The following is a 16010-nucleotide window of genomic DNA, read 5'->3' on the forward strand; positions in this document are numbered from 1 at the left end:
TTCTTTCTCAGACGGTCACGGAACGGGCACCGAGCTTGACGTGTCCGTGCCCTCGGGCAGACTTGGCCCGGAATAAGCCAATCGATCACCGATGCCTCGGGGGACGCAGAACATGAGCCAGGACGGCGCACAGGGCCGGTACGCGGGGCGCGCGGTCGCCGGCGGCCGCTACCAGCTGCGCGATCTGCTCGGCGAGGGCGGTATGGCCTCGGTGCATCTCGCCTACGACTCGGTGCTCGACCGCCAGGTCGCGATCAAGACGCTGCACACCGAACTCGGCCGCGAGCAGGCCTTCCGCGAGCGCTTCCGCCGCGAGGCCCAGTCGGTGGCCAAGCTCACGCACACGAACATCGTCTCGGTCTTCGACACCGGCGAGGACGACCTCAACGGCATGACGACGCCGTACATCGTCATGGAGTACATCGAGGGCAAGCCGCTCGGCTCGGTCCTCGACGCGGACATCCAGCAGTACGGCGCGATGCCCGCCGACAAGGCCCTGAAGATCACCGCGGATGTGCTTGCCGCCCTGGAGATCAGCCACGAGATGGGCCTGGTCCACCGGGACATCAAGCCGGGCAACGTGATGATGACCAAGCGCAACGTCGTCAAGGTCATGGACTTCGGCATCGCCCGCGCCATGCAGTCCGGCGTCACCTCCATGACGCAGACCGGCATGGTCGTCGGCACTCCGCAGTACCTCTCCCCCGAGCAGGCCCTCGGCCGGGGCGTCGACGCCCGGTCCGACCTGTACTCGGTCGGCATCATGCTGTTCCAACTGGTCACCGGGCGGCTGCCGTTCGAGGCGGACTCCCCGTTGGCCATCGCCTACGCGCACGTCCAGGAGGAGCCGGTCGCGCCCTCCTCGGTCAACCGCTCGCTGCCCCCGGCGGTGGACGCGCTGATCGCCCGCGCGCTGAAGAAGAACCCGAACGAGCGCTTCCCCAGCGCCGAGATCATGCGGGACGAGTGCCTGCGGGTCGCCCAGTCGTTCCAGCCCGCCGCGCCGAACATCGTGCCGGGCGCCCAGACGCCGAGCGGCTCGGGCGTCGGCTCCGCCGTCTTCCCGCCGGTCGACCAGGGCACCCCGGCACCCGGCCCCGTGCAGACGCCCTACCAGCCGGGCCCGTACGGCACACCGACCCCCGCCCCCGCGTACGGCTACCCGCAGCAGGGCGGCTACCCGACTCCGCCGACCGCCGCGTACTCCCCGCAGCACGGCACGTCGACCCCGCCGCCGTACAACCTCACGCCCCAGTCCGCTCCCGGCGGCCCGGGCGGCGGCAGGAGCAGCAAGGCGGTCGTGATCGGTGCCGTCGTGGTCGCGCTCATCGCGATCGGCGGCCTGATCACGGCGCTCGCCATGAACGGCGGGAGCGGCGACGACAACAAGGGCGGCGGCGGCAACACCGCCAGCAAGTCGCCCACCGTGGTCGAGGGGCACAAGGGTCCGGACACGTCGAAGACGATCGACACCGAGAAGTGCACGGATCCGCAGGAGTCGTACGACGACCCGAACAAGATCCAGGTACCGGACTTCCACTTCAAGAACCTCACCTCGGTGAAGTCCTGCTTCCAGGCCGCCGGTTGGCAGATGAAGATCACGCGTGTCGACGAGAACACGTACGGCGAGGACACGGTCATGGACCAGTTCCCCTCCGCCGGCGACGACGTCGACCCCAAGAACATGCCCGAGATCGAGCTCAAGGTGTCGTCGGGCGACCCTTCCTGACGCGTCCCTGATCGCTCGGAGCGGTCCGGGCGGGCTGGGCGGGCTGGGCGGTCCGAGCGGTCCGAGCGCGCTTCGGCAGTGGATCCGGGAAGTGGATTCGGGAAGTGGATTCGGGAAGTGGATTCGGGAAGTGGATTCGGGAACGGGCCCGGCACTTCGGTGCCGGGCCCGTTTCGGTCGGGGTGACCTCGGATCTCTGGGGTGACCTTGTTCGCCGCGGTGGCTCGGTGACCTGTGGTTACAGGTACGGTCCGCCCGAGCGGCCTCCCGCACGCGGGTCCTCGTCGCCCTCCAGACCGCCGACACCCGGCGGAAGGGCACGGCGCATCTGCTCCAGCTGCGCCCTGGCCGCCATCTGCTGGGCGAACAGGGTCGTCTGGATCCCGTGGAAGAGTCCCTCGAGCCAGCCCACCAACTGAGCCTGCGCGATCCGCAGTTCCGCGTCGCTGGGCGTCTGCTCGTCCGTGAAGGGCAGGGAGAGCCGCTCCAGTTCCTCCACGAGCTCGGGGGCCAGACCGTCCTCCAGCTCCTTGACGGAACTCGCGTGGATCTCCTTGAGCCGGACCCGGCTGGCCTCGTCCAGAGGTGCGGCGCGCACCTCCTCCAGCAGCTGCTTGATCATGCTGCCGATGCGCATCACCTTGGCGGGCTGTTCCACCATCTCCGTCACCGGGATCTCGCGGGAGTCCTCGTCCCCGGTGCCGCCGAGAGCCATTCCGTCCTGGCCGACAACCAGGATCTGAGGGTTCTCCGGCGACCGTTCGTTCCTCGGCATCTCCATGCCGCCATTCTCTCGCACCCACGTACTCCATCACGGTGGTGCCCCCCGTACACGGTGATCCACCGCGTACGACGGCGCAGTTCGCGAGAGGACGGGGCTGCACGGCCCCTGAAGTGCGCGAATGGGGTCACTTTCTGTCGAGATGCCGGGATCACGGCGTCATGTGAGGCTTGATTCGTCGATCACGGCACCCGTCTTGGCGAACCGTACCGGGAGGGGGTCACCGACGTGACTCCATGGCTCCGCACCCTGCCCACGGCCGGACTGCTGGCGGCCGCCCTGCTGAACGGCGCCGGCCCCCTCTCGAACGCCGCCCCCGCAAGCTCCGGGGCCCCCTCGTACGCCGCCGGTTCCGGGGCCCTCGCGTCCGCCGCAAGCTCCGGGGCCCACTCGTCCGCCGCCGCCCCGGTTCCGTCCCCCGGGGGAACCGCCACGTCCACCACCGTGCCGGTCCCGTCCGCCGGAGGAACCGCCGCCTCCACCGCCGCCCCGGCGCCGTCCGCCGGAGAAACCGCCACGTCCACCACCACCCCGGCGCCGTCCGCCCGAGGAACCGCCACGTCCACCGCCGTACCCTCTTCGTCCGCCGACGGAACCGCAGCCTCGGAGGCGGCCGGCCCCGCCGCCTCCGATCCCGCACGGCCTACTCCCACGGCGGACCCCTCCCGTGCGGGCAGCTTCGCGGGCGAGGGACGCGTGCGGCCCGGCCGCACGGAGCCGGATACCCCAGACGGCCAGGACAGCACGGACACCCCGGACCTCCAGGACACGGCCCCCGCCGCCGACACCGGGCTCACGGAGCCGAGCGTGGCCCCCGAGCCCTCGCACGACAACGCGGTCCCCGTCCAGCAGAGCGTCGTGGGCCCCGGCTCCACGCCCGACCCGGCCCTGGCGATCCTGCCGCTGGGCAGCGGCCTGATCCTCATCGGCCTGGGCCTGGGGCTGGCCTTCCTGGCCCTGCGCGCACGACGCGGCTGAGGCGCACCGCACGGAAGGGGCGGCACGCCTCGTCGCCTTTTTCTTGCGTGCGCACGACACCCGGGCGCACGACACCCGAGGGCAAGGAATCGGAGAGCACGGAATCGGAGAGCACGGAACCGGCTCTGGGCGGCCACAGCGCGTCCCCGGAAGCCGGGGTCGGTGCTTCCACCACGCACGCCGGAAGCGGGGCCGCCACTAGGGAGCGACCAGCAGCACCTTTCCGATGTGGCTGCTCTCCTCCAGCACCCGGTGCGCCCCCGCCGCGTCGCTCATCGGCAGCTCGCGGTCGATGACCGGACGGACATGGCCGGAGTCGATCAGCGGCCATACGTGCTCGCGTACCGCCGCCACGATCGCCGCCTTCTCGCTCAGCGGCCGGGCGCGCAGCGAGGTCGCGCTGACGGCGGCGCGCTTGTTCAGGAGGGCGGCGATGTTCAGCTCCGCCTTGATGCCGCCCTGCATGCCGATGATGGCCAGCCGTCCGTTCACGGCGAGGGCGCGCACGTTCGGGTCGAGGTACTTGGCGCCCATGTTGTCGAGGATGACGTCGGCACCCGCCCCGCCGGTGGCCCGCTTGATCTCCTCGACGAAGTCCTGCTCGCGGTAGTTGATCAGGATGTCCGCGCCCAGCTCCGCGCAGAAGTCGAGCTTCTCCTTGGTACCCGCAGTGACCGCGACCTTCGCGCCGACGGCCTTCGCCAGCTGGATCGCCATGGTGCCGATGCCGCTGGAGCCGCCGTGCACGAGCAGGGTCTCGCCGGGGCGCAGGTGGGCGACCATGAAGACGTTCGACCAGACGGTGCAGGTCACCTCGGGCAGCGCCGCCGCCTGCTGAACGTCCAGGCCCGCCGGCACTGGCAGCAGCTGCCCGGCCGGGACGGCGACCTTCTGGGCGTATCCGCCGCCCGAGAGCAACGCGCACACCTCGTCGCCGACCGTCCAGTCGAGGACACCCGTGCCGACCGCGGCGATGCGCCCCGAGCATTCGAGTCCGGGATACGGGGACGCCCCGGGCGGCGGGTTGTACAGGCCCTGCCGCTGCAGCAGATCGGCACGGTTGACGGCGCTGGCCACCACCTCGACCAGCACCTCGCCCTCGGCCGGCACCGGATCGGGGACCTCGGCCCACACCAGCGCCTCGGGCCCACCAGGTTCGGGAATCGTGATCGCGTACATGGGAGGGACGCTACTCCTGAGAGGCGTTGCCCATTTTCCGTGGCAGGCGGTCGGCCGACGGGGACCCGTCGGCCGACCGTCTCGTCGCACCGGGCCCGGGTCAGGCGGCGGCGTAGGTGAAGCTGAGGGTGATCTTCTTCGCGTCCGGCATGGCGACGTCGTAGTTCTTCGGACCCATGAGCCGGACCTCGTAGACGGCCTTGTTGTTGGCACCGGCCTTCAGCGTGGCCGGGCCGTTGTCGGTCCGTACGACCACTGCCGTCACACCCGCCGCGGTGAGTGTGGCGGGCAGCGTTGCCCCGGCCGTCACAACCAGGTCGACGTCACCGGAGTTGGTGGCCGTGACCTGTGAGAGCGGTGTGAAGCCGGAGCTGTTGAGCGTGAAGGACCTCTTGTAGGTGTAGGCGAAGTTGCCGCCGTCGCTCTTGTTCCAGTCGGAGGCCGTGACGTCCACGGTGAGCTTGCCGACCTTCGAAGGCGTGGAACTGGCGGTCGCGGTCGCGGTCGCGGTCGCCGTAGTGGTGGCCGTCGCCGTGGCGGTCGAACTCGTGGATACCGACGGCGTGGGCGTCGGCGTGTCCGTTGCCGTGCTCGTGGCCGTCGGGGTGGGAGAGAAGATCGCCTTGACCGCGAAGGAGCCCGTCACGGTGTCGGTGAACGTGGCACCGCTGCTCACGCCGATGAGGCCAAAGCCGCCCGCGGCGAGCGTGAGCGCCGCCACGATCTTTCTCCGGTCGGAGATGGCCATGGGGGTAGAGCCCTTCTGATAGAGCCGGGTGTGTCTCGTGTTCCGGGCGGTACGGCCGTCAGGCGGACGGCCGTACCTGGACGCCCGGGTGCGAGCGGTGGTGAAAACACCTCGGCCCACCCGGCCTGACCTGGCAAAAATCCAGGTCAGGCCGGGTGAGCTGTGGGTGCGTCGTTCAAGTTCCCGCCGTGACCGGCAAGGATCAGGCGGTGCCGCTGACGCTGAAGGTGATGTTCTCCGTCTTGCCGGAGACCTCGTTGCCGAGGTTGTTGGCCTTGATCGTCACGACGTACTGGACGTAGTTGCCCGCGGCCAGGTCCGGACGGCCGTCGCCCGTGCCACCGACGCGCTCGTAGCTGACCTGCAGGCCGAGGTCGTCGCCGCCGGTCTGCACCTTGGGGGTGACGTCGAGGTTGACGTCACCGTCGTTGAAGACGTTGATGATCGAGGTGGTGATGGTCTTCGTCGACGAGTCGAGGAATTCCACATGGTTGAGGGTGGCGGTGTGATTGCCGGTGACGGTCCAGCCGTCGGCCTGGATCCGGAGCTTGGCGGTGCCCGCCTTGACGGACGCCTGACCGGTCACGGTGTCGGTGAACACGGCGCTGCTGCCCATGCTGACCAGGCCGAGGCTGCCGGCGAGGATCGCCGCGGCGGCGATCGCCTTCTTCTTGTTGGAGATGGCCATGTTGTTGTGCCTTTCGCGAGTGCTGTTCTGGACACGCGGGGGCATCGGGCCGCCTGACTCGGCCCGGTGCCCCACGTAAGGTGGCCGCGGCGCCTGAACCCGCCGCAGGAGGGCATTCCTGCGGTGCGGCGGAGGTCACCGGACCGTGGCGTGCGCGGAGCGGACCGGGGTTTCCGGCCGGTGGATGCGGTCGGAAACCCGGCCCGCTCACGCAACGGTGGATCAAGAGGTGGCTGTGACCTTGACGGCGACCGAACCGGTCAGGTTCTGGGAGCTGTTGTCGAGGTTCTTGACGTTGATCGCGACCCTGTACTTGGCGGTGGCGCCCTTGTTCAGCCAGTCCTTGTCGGTGGTGCTGTCGACGCGCTCCACCTGGATGTCCAGCTTGTCCTTGAGGTCGCCGCTCTTCACGATCTCGAAGGAGACGCCGGCACCGGCGGTGCCGTCGTTCTCGACGGTGAACTCGGTGACCAGACGGCTGGTGGAGGAAGCCAGCAGCTTCTCGCCGTTGAGAACGGCGTAGTTGCCGTCCACGATGTTCCAGGCGGCCGACGCCCACGTGTAGGTCTGGTGGGAGGCACCGTCGTAGGTCGCGGTGGCACCGTCGGTCTTGACGATGTTCAGGTCGGCGTGGCCGGAGCGCACGTTCGTCTGAGCGGTGACGGTGTCGGTGAAGGAAGCACCGGAGCCCGCGCCGATCAGGGCGAGGCTGCCGACTGCGATCGCGGCACCCGCGACGAGCTTCTTCTTGGCGGAGATGGCCACTGCTGTGGGCCTTTCTGCGTAATGGGTGAACGTTCGGGCTTGCGCCCGGGCAGGACACGGCTCCCCCCGGCAGCCCACTGGCTGGGGCCGCCCGGCTTCGTGTCACGGGAAGGAGTCCCGTTGCCCCTATGAGGTGGTGGTCTCTGAGGCCGGCTTCTTCGGGCGCCACAGCAGGACGACGACGCCGCCGAGGATCAGCACTGCGGCTGCGCCGAGCAGCACCTTGAAGCCGGTTTCGGTGTGGATCGACGTGGCGACGTAGCCGACGTAGGGCACGTCGTGACGGACGATCCAGGCGGTGTGGCCTTCGGGGCGGACCCGCCAGGGGTCCTCGCTCTCGTTGGCGTCGCCCTGGGTTTCGAGGATCGGGCCCTCCTTGGAGGGCGTCATCTTCACGATCCGGTGGACGACCTGGCGTTCCGGCTCGTCCGGGCGATGGAAGATGACGACGTCGCCGACCTTCAGCGTCTTCACGGGTTCCCGTTGGGCGATGACGATGCTTCCGGTCGGGAGCTTCGGCTCCATGCTGCCGCTCAGGACCGAACTGGCCTGCCAGTTACCGGACTTGACCGCGATCGCCGCCACCGTGAAACCGGCCGCGAGCAGGAGGACCACGAGGCTCATGAAGGCCGAGAGGACTCGGCGCGCCCAATGCCGACGCCTGGGCGACTCCTGGGCGGTCGGCATCTCGTCGGGAGACGACGTCGCCACCTCACGTACTGCCAGCTCCACGGTTTTTCTCCTGCAAACGATTTCGGTCTTGCGGGACTTGCGGGCATTACGGCGTCGCGCCGCTGGGCGGCGCAGGGGAATTCACCCAGGGGCTGGTGAATTCCCCTGCGCCAGTCAGGGAGAAGACAGTGGTTTCCACGGGAATCCCTCACCCCGGTGGGGCGCTGGAAGGGTGGAGCCGACGGAACGGGCTGTACCTGGGCCGAACGGTGACTCCCGGGACGCTCCGCCGCTCCCGCTCTTCACGGGATGCACACAGATTCGGATCGGCGCCGACCAGCCGTGAGGGTCGCCCACTGCCGCTGGTTGCCGAGCTGCCGAGCTGCTGGGCGATGACTCAAGTACCGTCTGGCCAGGCCATTTTCATTGACTCCCACACTCTTCGCATGCCGCGCACCTCCCCAGGGAGTGACCCCCATCACGGCGACCAAGATCAGAGTAAAGGCGGTGTGAGCATGATGAAAAGAGTGTGAACAAAGTGTGTAGGCAGCGTTATGGAAACGTAATATTGCGAGGGTTTCGAAAATGGCGAGACAGCCGCTAAAGCGGCTTCCGGGGGGTGTGTCTGGTTTTGGATACTGGTGACTGGCGGGTATTTCCGTTGATTCCGCGGGTATTTCATCGCGGCCATCTATCAACTGTGTTGTTGCGTAAGGGAGTTGAGTTGAGATGCGCGTCGGCGAGGGACGGGCACCCAAGACTTGGGCCTAGTCGCGTGACGCCCGGTTCATGGCGATCCGCCGACTCGGCGATGCCTCCTGGGACGTGACGGCCACGGTTTCCGAGATCGTGGAGTTCTCAACGCCCCGTGATCCGAGCGGAGTACGCCATCGGCTCGCCGTTGTGCTCGCGCAGTCACCGCGTGCGCCGCTCTTGCCGGAGCGACCTCACTGCCGGAGCGACCTCACTGCCGGACCTCGCTGCCGGAGCGACCTCACTACCGGCTGCCGGCGCTCGGCGCTCGGCGCTCGGATCGCCGACGCCCCGCCACACGCGCTGGAACAGGTCGGCGTCCATCCTGATCCGCTTCTGCCCGACAGGTCCTGCCCGCCGGACCTGCTGGACGCCTCCTCGGTGCGTCCCGCAGGCCACCCTCACCACGAGATGTTCGTCCGATTGGCGGGCGATCGCATCATGGCCCGGAGGTTTCACGTGAAACACTCCCCGCTCGGATTCAGGCCGCTGCCGCCCGCGACCGGCTCAGGCGAAGCACGCGTCGATCCCCGCGGTCGCCCACGGCAGATCGAGGAGTTCCAGCTCCTGGCCGGCCCGCGCACCGCCCGGCGGTACGACCGCGAGCGCATCGGAGGCGGCGATGCCCCGCAGCATCGCCGGGCCGTTGTAGTGCAGTGGCGCGGCGCGGTCGCCGCGCAGCGAGACGGGGACGATCCGGGTGTCGTACGGGTGCCCCTGCACGGCTTCCTTGAGCGGCAGTGTGTACGGCTCCGGGGCCGCCCGCCCGGCCAGCGTGCGCAGCAGCGGCTCAGCGAGCGTGAGCAGTCCGGAGACGGCGGCGAGGGGGTTGCCGGGCAGGCCGACGAGGTGCTGGTTCTCCCGGGTGCGGGCCAGTAGCATCGGGTGCCCCGGCCGCACCTTGACGCCGTCCACCAGCAGTTCGGCGCCGATCCGGCGCAGGGTGGGGTGGACATGGTCGACGGGGCCGCCCGCGGTGCCGCCGGTGGTGACGATCAGGTCGGCCCGGGAGCCGGTGATCGCCTTGTGCAGTGCCTTGGCGTCGTCGCCGAGCCGGCGTACCGCGACCACCTCGGCGCCCAGCGCCCGCAGCCATGGCGGCAGCATGGGGCCGAGCGCGTCCCGGATGAGCCCCTCCCGGGGCAGTCCCCCGGTGAGCAACTCGTCGCCCAGGACGAGAACTTCGGCGCGCGGGCGGGGGAGGACGGCGAGCGTGTCGTACCCGGCCGCCGCCGCGAGGCCCAGCACTGCGGGGGTGACCAGCACTCCGAGCGGCAACAACTGGTCGCCGCTGCGGCACTCCTGGCCGCGCGGGCGGATGTCCTGACCGTGCGCGATCGCCAGGATTCCCCGGGAGCGGGCGGAGCCGGGCGCTTGCGCGCCGCCGGCGTGCAGCCGCCCCTTGTCGTCGAGGCGGCCGTGCTCGCTGCGCAGGACGGCGGTCGCATCCCGCGGGACCCGTGCCCCGGTGGCGATCCGGACCGCCTCGCCGTCGCTGAGCCGCTCCGGCTCCGCGTGCCCGGCGAGTACGCCGTCCTCGCGCACTTCCCAAGGCCCGGGTCCGGCCACCGCCCAGCCGTCCATGGCGGAGGTGTCGAAGGAGGGAAGGTCCGTGAGCGCGGTCAGGGGGGCGGCGAGGACGAGGCCGAGAGAGGCATCGAGGGGGACCGAAACGGGGGTGCGGCGGGGCAGGGAGCGGGCGGCCCGTTCGGCGACGGCTCGGGCCTCCGGCCACGGGGTGGACCGGTGATGGGCGTGCGCGCCCTTGCCGCTGTCCTGCGCTTCGGGCGCGGGACCCGCCGTCCTGTCGGTTCCCTGGGGGCCGAGGGCGGCACTGTCCGCTCGGCCGGGCTCACCGGGCGCTCGCGCGCCGGCCCCCTTGACCAGGGCGAGCGCCTCCTCGACGTCGAAGTCGTCTGCGTCCTGACTGTCCTGACTGTCCCGGGTGGAGCGGGCGGCGGTCATCCGGCGTCCGGCTCGGTGGCGGGGGCTGTCGGGGTGACGTCGGCGGGCGCGGTTGGGGTGGCGGCGGGCGACGGGGTGTCGGCGGCGTCCGGTTCGGCGTCGGGGGTGTCCTCGTCGGCCCAGCGGAGCGCGAGCGCGACGGCCTTGCGGGCGGCCTCGGCGACCGCCTCCGGTCCTCCGCCGGCCCGCGCGGCCGCGTATCCGACGAGGAACGTGGTCAGCGGCGCGGCCGGCCTGGCCACCCCGTGCGCGGCGTCGCGGGCCAGGTCGAGCAGAACGCCGGTGTCGACGTCCAGCTCGATGCCCAGCTCGTCCTTGACTGCGGAAATCCATTCATCCAGCACGTGCCCATGCTCCCTGATGCGTGCTCTGGCGGCGGCGATGTCGTCCCAGGTGTCGCAGTCGAAGGACGCGACGGGGTCGGAGATACGGGTGAGATCGAGCGCGGCGACCAGCCGTCGTAGCGGCAGCCCGCCGAGTCCCCCGTGCGCGGCGGCGAGCACGGCCAGCTCACGACGCAGCGCGTCCGCCCGGTAGACGGCCACGAGGGGCTGATCCCGCCCGTCGGGGTCGGTGAGGAGGACCCCGTCGGGGCGGATGCCGGGACCGTCGGGGTCGAGGTGGCCCGCTTCGGTGGCGGGCGGGGTCTTGTGGGTGTCACCCGCGCGAGCGGGCGTGGCCTCGTGGCTGCCGTCGGCGCGAAGGGTGTCCAGCAGGCGCCGTACCGTCCCCTCTTCCAGGAACGGCAGGTCGGCCGAGAGCACGACGACGTACGGCGCCGTGGTGGACCGCAGTCCGGCGTCCAGCGCGGCGAGCGGTCCGCCGCCGGGCGGGTCCTCGCGGGCCCACTCCACGGGGCGCGCGGTGGACCTGGGTTCGGCCACGACCACCGTGCGGGTCGCACCGGCGCACGCGGCCAGCACCCGGTCCAGCAGCGCCCGGCCGCCGACCCGCACGCCGGGCTTGTCCGCGCCGCCGAGCCGCCGGGCCGCACCGCCCGCGAGCACGACGGCGTCGTACTCTGCATCGGCACCGGGGGTGCCCTGCGGGCCGGAGCTGCCCGAACGCCCGGTCGCACCCTCGGGCTCGTAGGCGGTCATGCCCCGAGTATGGGCGCCCGAGGGATCAGTGCCACCCCCGGGGCACGGCATGGGAACGGGGGTGACCGGATCCCCGGACCGGACAGGTCCTAGAGAGTCCGCAGCAGCACCGCCGGCTGTTCCACGCAGTCCGCCACATACCGCAGGAAGCCGCCCGCCGTACCGCCGTCACAGACCCGGTGGTCGAAGGCGAGCGAGAGCTGGACGACCTGGCGCACCGCCAACTCGCCCTGGTGCACCCAGGGCTTGGGGATGATGCGGCCGACGCCGAGCATGGCCGCCTCGGGGTGGTTGATGATCGGCGTGGAGCCGTCGACGCCGAACACGCCGTAGTTGTTCAGCGTGAAGGTGCCGCCCGTGAGGTCCGCGGGCGTCAGCGTCCCGGTCCGGGCCGCCTCGGTCAGCCGGCCGAACTCCGCGCTCAGCCCTTCGGCGTCCCGTGTGTGCGCGTCCCGTACGACGGGGACGACGAGTCCCCGCTCGGTCTGGGCCGCGAAGCCCAGGTGCACCTGGTCGAGCCGGACGATCTCGCGGGCGTCCATGTCGACCGTCGAGTTGAGCTCGGGGAACCGGGCCAGCGCCGCGGTACAGATCCGGGCCAGCAGGGCGAGCAGGGAGATCTTCGGGCCGCCTGCCGCGTTCATCGCCCTGCGTGCCTGCATGAGCTCCGTCGCGTCGGCGTCCACCCAGCAGGTCGCGTCGGGAATCTCGCGCCGACTGCGCGAGAGCTTGTCGGCGACGGCACCGCGGACACCCCGGAGCGGGACACGGACACCCTGCGGCGTGGCGCCCCGGGAGGCTCCGCCCGCACCGGGCACGACCGACGTGATGTCCGCGTACGAGGTCGCCGAAGCCGCAGCACGGTCGTACGAGGGTCCCGCGACAGGCGTGTCGACACCGAGTCCGACCGCCTGGGCGGGGTACGGCTCCATGGTGGCGGACGATCGCAACCGGCCGGCCGCCGCCGCACGCAGCGCGTACTCGACGTCGGCCCGCAGGATGAGTCCTTCGGGGCCGGAGCCCTCCAACTCCCGCAGATCCACGCCGTTCTCCCGGGCGAGCCGTCGCACGAGGGGCGAGATGACCGGCACGGGGCCGTCACCTCGCTTCGCGGCGGCGCCGTTCCGCGCGCTCCCCGCCTCGCCTGCCGCTTCCGGCCGTACGGCACCGACGGGCTCGGGGCGGCCCGGCTCGGGCCGGGCGGGCGAAGTGCCCGTGCCCGCCGGTGCCGGTGCCCCAGGTGGTGCCGCGGCCGCCGGTCGGCCGGCGGCCGCGGCACCACCGGAGGGACGGACCCTCCGGCGCCGCGCCGGGGGCGCTCCCGTGCCGTAGCCCACCAGCACGTTCCCGGAGCCCTCGTGGCCCTGGTCGTCCTTGTCGATCCCGCTGTCCTCGCCGCCGACCGGGGCGCCCACGGCGACGGTCAGCAGCGGTGCCCCCACGGGCAACTCCGTGCCCTCCTCGCCGAAGCGGGCGGTGACCACGCCGCCGTAAGGACAGGGGACCTCCACCATCGCCTTGGCCGTCTCGACCTCGACGACGAGCTGGTCGACGGCGACGACATCGCCGACCTCCACCAGCCAGCGGACGATCTCCGCCTCGGTGAGTCCCTCCCCGAGGTCGGGGAGCTTGAACTCCAGCACCTGTGCCATCAGCTCTGCGCCTCCCATTGCAGACGCCCCACGGCGTCCAGGATCCGGTCGACGCCGGGCAGGTGGTGCCGCTCCAGCATCGGTGGCGGATACGGGATGTCGAAACCGGCGACACGCAGCACCGGCGCCTCCAGGTGGTGGAAGCAGCGCTCCGTGACGCGGGCCGCGATCTCCCCGCCCGGTCCGCCGAACCCGCCCGACTCGTGCACGACGACCGCTCGTCCGGTCCGCCGCACCGACGCGGAGACCGTCTCGTCGTCGAACGGCACCAGCGAGCGCAGGTCGACGACTTCGAGGTCCCAGCCCTCGGCCCGCGCCGCCTCGGCGGCTTCGAGACAGACGGGCACGGACGGCCCGTAGGTGATGAGTGTGGCGCTCCGGCCCGAGCGCCGCACCACCGCGCGGCCTATCGGCTCAACGGCCGGCGGCTCGTCCGGGTTCCAGGAATCCTTCGACCAGTACAGCCTCTTGGGCTCCAGGAAGACGACCGGGTCGTCCGAGGCAATGGCCTCGCGCAGCAGTCCGTAGGCGTCGGAGACGGTCGCGGGCATGACGACATGGAGGCCCGGGGTCGCCATGTAGTACGCCTCGGAGGAGTCGCTGTGGTGCTCGACGCCGCCGATGCCGCCGCCGTAGGGAACGCGGATCGTGATGGGCAGGGGCATGGCGCCCCGCGTGCGGTTGCGCATCTTCGCCACGTGCGAGATCAGCTGCTCGAACGCCGGGTAGGCGAACGCGTCGAACTGCATCTCCACGACGGGCCGCAGGCCGTACATGGCCATGCCGACCGCCGCGCCGAGGATGCCCGCCTCGGCGAGCGGGGTGTCCGTGCAGCGGTCGTCGCCGAACTCCTTGGCGAGCCCGTCGGTGACCCGGAAGACGCCGCCGAGGGTGCCGACGTCCTCGCCCATGACATGGACGGCCGGGTCGGCGGCCATGGCGTCGCGCAGGGCGCGCCCGAGCGCCTGCGCCATGGTGGCCGGTTTGAGGGCAACCGTGGTCATCGCCCGGCTCCTTCCGGGCCGTGCGGGCCCGCTCCGGGCGTGCCGTCCGCCTCGGCGTCCAGCTCCGCTCTCAGCTGGCTCTCCTGCTCAAGCAGTTGAGTAGTGGGTTGGGCATACACATGGGCGAACAGATCCATGGGGTCGAGCACCGGGTCCTGGTTCATGCGCTCGCGCAGGTCCGCGGCCATCGTCTCGGCGTCGTCGCGCACCGCCTGGAGGGCGGACTCGTCGAGCAGACCGCGCTCGGTCAGTTCCCGCTCCACCAGCACGATGGGGTCGTGCCCGCGCCAGGTCTCGACCTCGGAGTCGCCTCGGTAGCGGGTGGCGTCGTCGGCGTTGGTGTGGGCGTCGATGCGGTACGTCACGGCCTCGACGAGCGTGGGACCGCCGCCCGCGCGCGCGTGGGCGATGGCCTCGCTCAGGACCTGGTGCACGGCCACCGCGTCGTTGCCGTCGACCAGGCGGCCCGGCATCCCGTAACCGACGGCCTTGTGGGCCAGCGACGGGGCGGCGGTCTGCTTGGCGAGCGGGACGGAGATGGCGAAGCCGTTGTTCTGTACGAGGAAGACGACCGGCGCCTGCCACACGGCGGCGAAGTTCAGCGCTTCGTGGAAGTCGCCCTCGCTGGTGCCGCCGTCACCGACCAGGGCGAGCGCGACCACGTCGTCGCCCTTGAGGCGGGCGGCGTGCGCGAGGCCCACGGCGTGCGGGAGCTGGGTCGCGAGCGGGGTACACAGGGGGGCGATGCGGTGCTCGTGCGGGTCGTAGCCGGTGTGCCAGTCGCCGCGCAGCAGAGTGAGGGCCTGAACGGGGTCGAGGCCGCGGGCGACGGCGGCGAGGGTGTCCCGGTAACTGGGGAAGAGCCAGTCGCGCTCCTCCAGTACGAGCGCGGCGGCGACCTCGCAGGCCTCCTGTCCGGTGCTGGAGGGGTACACAGCGAGACGGCCCTGCTTGGTGAGGGCGGTGGCCTGAACGTTGTAGCGGCGGCCACGCACCAGCTCCGTGTGCAGACGGCGCAGCAGGGCCGGATCGACCTGCGCGGCCGCGTCGGTGCCGAGGACGCGGTGGGGCAGCGCGTCGGGCAGCAGCGGCGCGGGGTCGGTGCGGGGCTGCCAGGCGGGCGGCGGCGTGGGCCGGTAGGCCCCTCGCTGCTCCATGACCGTCATGACGGCACCTCCTCGTGGGAGCGGCTTCAGGCGCGTCACGGGTGTGACACCCCTCACCTACCGATTGTTCGGTCGTCGGCACATTTTGGCTACAGGCACCGCCAGGCTGTGGACAAACGGTTCTGCACAGCCTGAGATGGACGCAGTACGTCCATGGTAGGGAGGCGGGGGGACATGGCACCTGAACAAATGGCCGAGCCGCCGGAGGCCGGCCCCGTCGCGCCGCCCGCCCGTCCGCTCGACGCGATCGACCAGGACATCCTGCACATGCTGCAGGCGGACGGCCGTGCCTCCATACGCTCCGTGGCGGAACGGGTCCATGTGTCGCGGGCCAACGCCTACGCGCGGATCAACCGCCTCATCGAGGACGGCGTGATCCGCGGCTTCGGGGCACGCGTCGACCACGAACGCGCCGGGCAGGGCACATCGGCGTACATCACCCTCAAGATCGTGCAGAACTCCTGGCGCACGGTGCGGGAGCGGCTGAGGGTGCTCCCCGGGGCCTCTCACATCGCTCTGGTGGGCGGCGATTTCGACGTGCTTCTTCTGGTGCACACACCGGACAACCGGGCGCTGCGCGAACTGGTGCTCACCCGCCTGCAGGCCATCCCGGAGGTGCTCAGCAGCCGGACGCTGCTGGTCTTCGAGGAGGAGGACCTGGAGCCGGAGGGCTGATGCCGCCGGGGCCCAGGGCCCCCACGACTCCCGCACGAGCCCAGCACTGCCGGACTCCGGGACCTCACGGCTCCCGCACGAGCCCAGCACTGCTGGACTCGCTGGACTCACGACTCGTGACCCGCCCGGCACCGCCGGGCTCCCGGGCCTCACGG

At 71.2% G+C, this 16010-nt stretch carries 15 protein-coding genes; 4 read left to right on the plus strand and 11 right to left on the minus strand.

Annotated features, from left to right (window positions below; translation table 11 throughout):
• The first annotated feature begins 112 nt into the window (after positions 1–112).
• Positions 113–1729, plus strand: a complete 1617-nt coding sequence (locus tag ACFYR3_RS04565) for a protein kinase (RefSeq protein WP_355846771.1) — start codon at positions 113–115, stop codon at positions 1727–1729.
• Between the two features lie 238 nt (positions 1730–1967).
• Here ACFYR3_RS04565 and ACFYR3_RS04570 read toward each other — a convergent pair whose 3' ends face one another.
• Positions 1968–2510 carry a bacterial proteasome activator family protein gene (locus ACFYR3_RS04570; protein ID WP_355846774.1) on the minus strand — a complete coding sequence of 181 codons (543 nt, stop codon included), beginning with the start codon at positions 2508–2510 and terminating at the stop codon, positions 1968–1970.
• A 228-nt stretch (positions 2511–2738) separates the two neighbouring features.
• On the opposite strand from ACFYR3_RS04570, the gene ACFYR3_RS04575 reads away from it, so the two are divergent.
• Positions 2739–3488, plus strand: coding sequence for a hypothetical protein (locus ACFYR3_RS04575; protein ID WP_355846777.1), 750 nt, complete (start codon positions 2739–2741; stop codon positions 3486–3488).
• 198 nt (positions 3489–3686) lie between these two features.
• On the opposite strand, the gene ACFYR3_RS04580 is transcribed toward ACFYR3_RS04575, so the two are convergent.
• Positions 3687–4667, minus strand: a complete 981-nt coding sequence (locus ACFYR3_RS04580) for an NAD(P)H-quinone oxidoreductase (RefSeq protein WP_389281455.1) — start codon at positions 4665–4667, stop codon at positions 3687–3689.
• 100 nt (positions 4668–4767) lie between these two features.
• Entirely contained in the window at positions 4768–5121 is a 354-nt protein-coding gene (locus ACFYR3_RS04585) for a hypothetical protein (protein ID WP_355846783.1), read from the minus strand.
• Between ACFYR3_RS04585 and ACFYR3_RS04590 the strand changes: the two genes are divergently transcribed.
• Positions 5111–5434 (plus strand): hypothetical protein, encoded by a 324-nt coding sequence (locus ACFYR3_RS04590; RefSeq protein WP_355846786.1) that lies wholly within the window; start codon positions 5111–5113, stop codon positions 5432–5434. The two genes, ACFYR3_RS04585 and ACFYR3_RS04590, sit on opposite strands and share 11 nt — an antisense overlap.
• Positions 5435–5617: 183 nt before the next feature.
• Here the strand turns inward: ACFYR3_RS04590 and ACFYR3_RS04595 are convergent, their stop codons facing one another.
• The 8 genes from ACFYR3_RS04595 to pdhA all read right to left on the minus strand — a co-directional run bounded on the left by ACFYR3_RS04595 (position 5618) and on the right by pdhA (position 15180).
• The gene (locus ACFYR3_RS04595; RefSeq protein WP_389281457.1) at positions 5618–6103 is read right to left on the minus strand and encodes a hypothetical protein; all 486 of its coding nucleotides are present in this window, start codon (positions 6101–6103) and stop codon (positions 5618–5620) included.
• A 222-nt stretch (positions 6104–6325) separates the two neighbouring features.
• Positions 6326–6868: a SipW-dependent-type signal peptide-containing protein gene (locus tag ACFYR3_RS04600; RefSeq protein ID WP_389281459.1), complete on the minus strand. Its 543-nt coding sequence runs from the start codon at positions 6866–6868 to the stop codon at positions 6326–6328.
• 126 nt (positions 6869–6994) lie between these two features.
• Entirely contained in the window at positions 6995–7600 is a 606-nt protein-coding gene (locus ACFYR3_RS04605) for a signal peptidase I (RefSeq protein ID WP_355846795.1), read from the minus strand.
• A 1200-nt stretch (positions 7601–8800) separates the two neighbouring features.
• Complete coding sequence (locus ACFYR3_RS04610) at positions 8801–10258, minus strand: molybdopterin molybdotransferase MoeA (RefSeq protein ID WP_356786836.1); 1458 nt, start codon at positions 10256–10258, stop codon at positions 8801–8803.
• Positions 10255–11358: a DUF6457 domain-containing protein gene (locus tag ACFYR3_RS04615; RefSeq protein WP_389281461.1), complete on the minus strand. Its 1104-nt coding sequence runs from the start codon at positions 11356–11358 to the stop codon at positions 10255–10257. Before ACFYR3_RS04615 ends, ACFYR3_RS04610 begins: the two co-directional genes overlap by 4 nt.
• A gap of 89 nt (positions 11359–11447) precedes the next feature.
• Positions 11448–13010 carry a dihydrolipoamide acetyltransferase family protein gene (locus ACFYR3_RS04620; RefSeq protein ID WP_355851706.1) on the minus strand — a complete coding sequence of 521 codons (1563 nt, stop codon included), beginning with the start codon at positions 13008–13010 and terminating at the stop codon, positions 11448–11450.
• Complete coding sequence (locus ACFYR3_RS04625; RefSeq protein WP_355851691.1) at positions 13010–14014, minus strand: alpha-ketoacid dehydrogenase subunit beta; 1005 nt, start codon at positions 14012–14014, stop codon at positions 13010–13012. Before ACFYR3_RS04625 ends, ACFYR3_RS04620 begins: the two co-directional genes overlap by 1 nt.
• Positions 14011–15180: a pyruvate dehydrogenase (acetyl-transferring) E1 component subunit alpha gene (gene pdhA / locus ACFYR3_RS04630; protein ID WP_355851688.1), complete on the minus strand. Its 1170-nt coding sequence runs from the start codon at positions 15178–15180 to the stop codon at positions 14011–14013. The genes ACFYR3_RS04625 and pdhA overlap by 4 nt, the downstream gene beginning before the upstream one ends.
• 174 nt (positions 15181–15354) lie before the next feature.
• On the opposite strand from pdhA, the gene ACFYR3_RS04635 reads away from it, so the two are divergent.
• Positions 15355–15855, plus strand: coding sequence for an Lrp/AsnC family transcriptional regulator (locus ACFYR3_RS04635; protein ID WP_261703685.1), 501 nt, complete (start codon positions 15355–15357; stop codon positions 15853–15855).
• The last annotated feature ends 155 nt before the right edge of the window (positions 15856–16010 follow it).

Source organism: Streptomyces sp. NPDC005784 (assembly GCF_042871525.1).
Classification (GTDB): Bacteria; Actinomycetota; Actinomycetes; order Streptomycetales; family Streptomycetaceae; genus Streptomyces.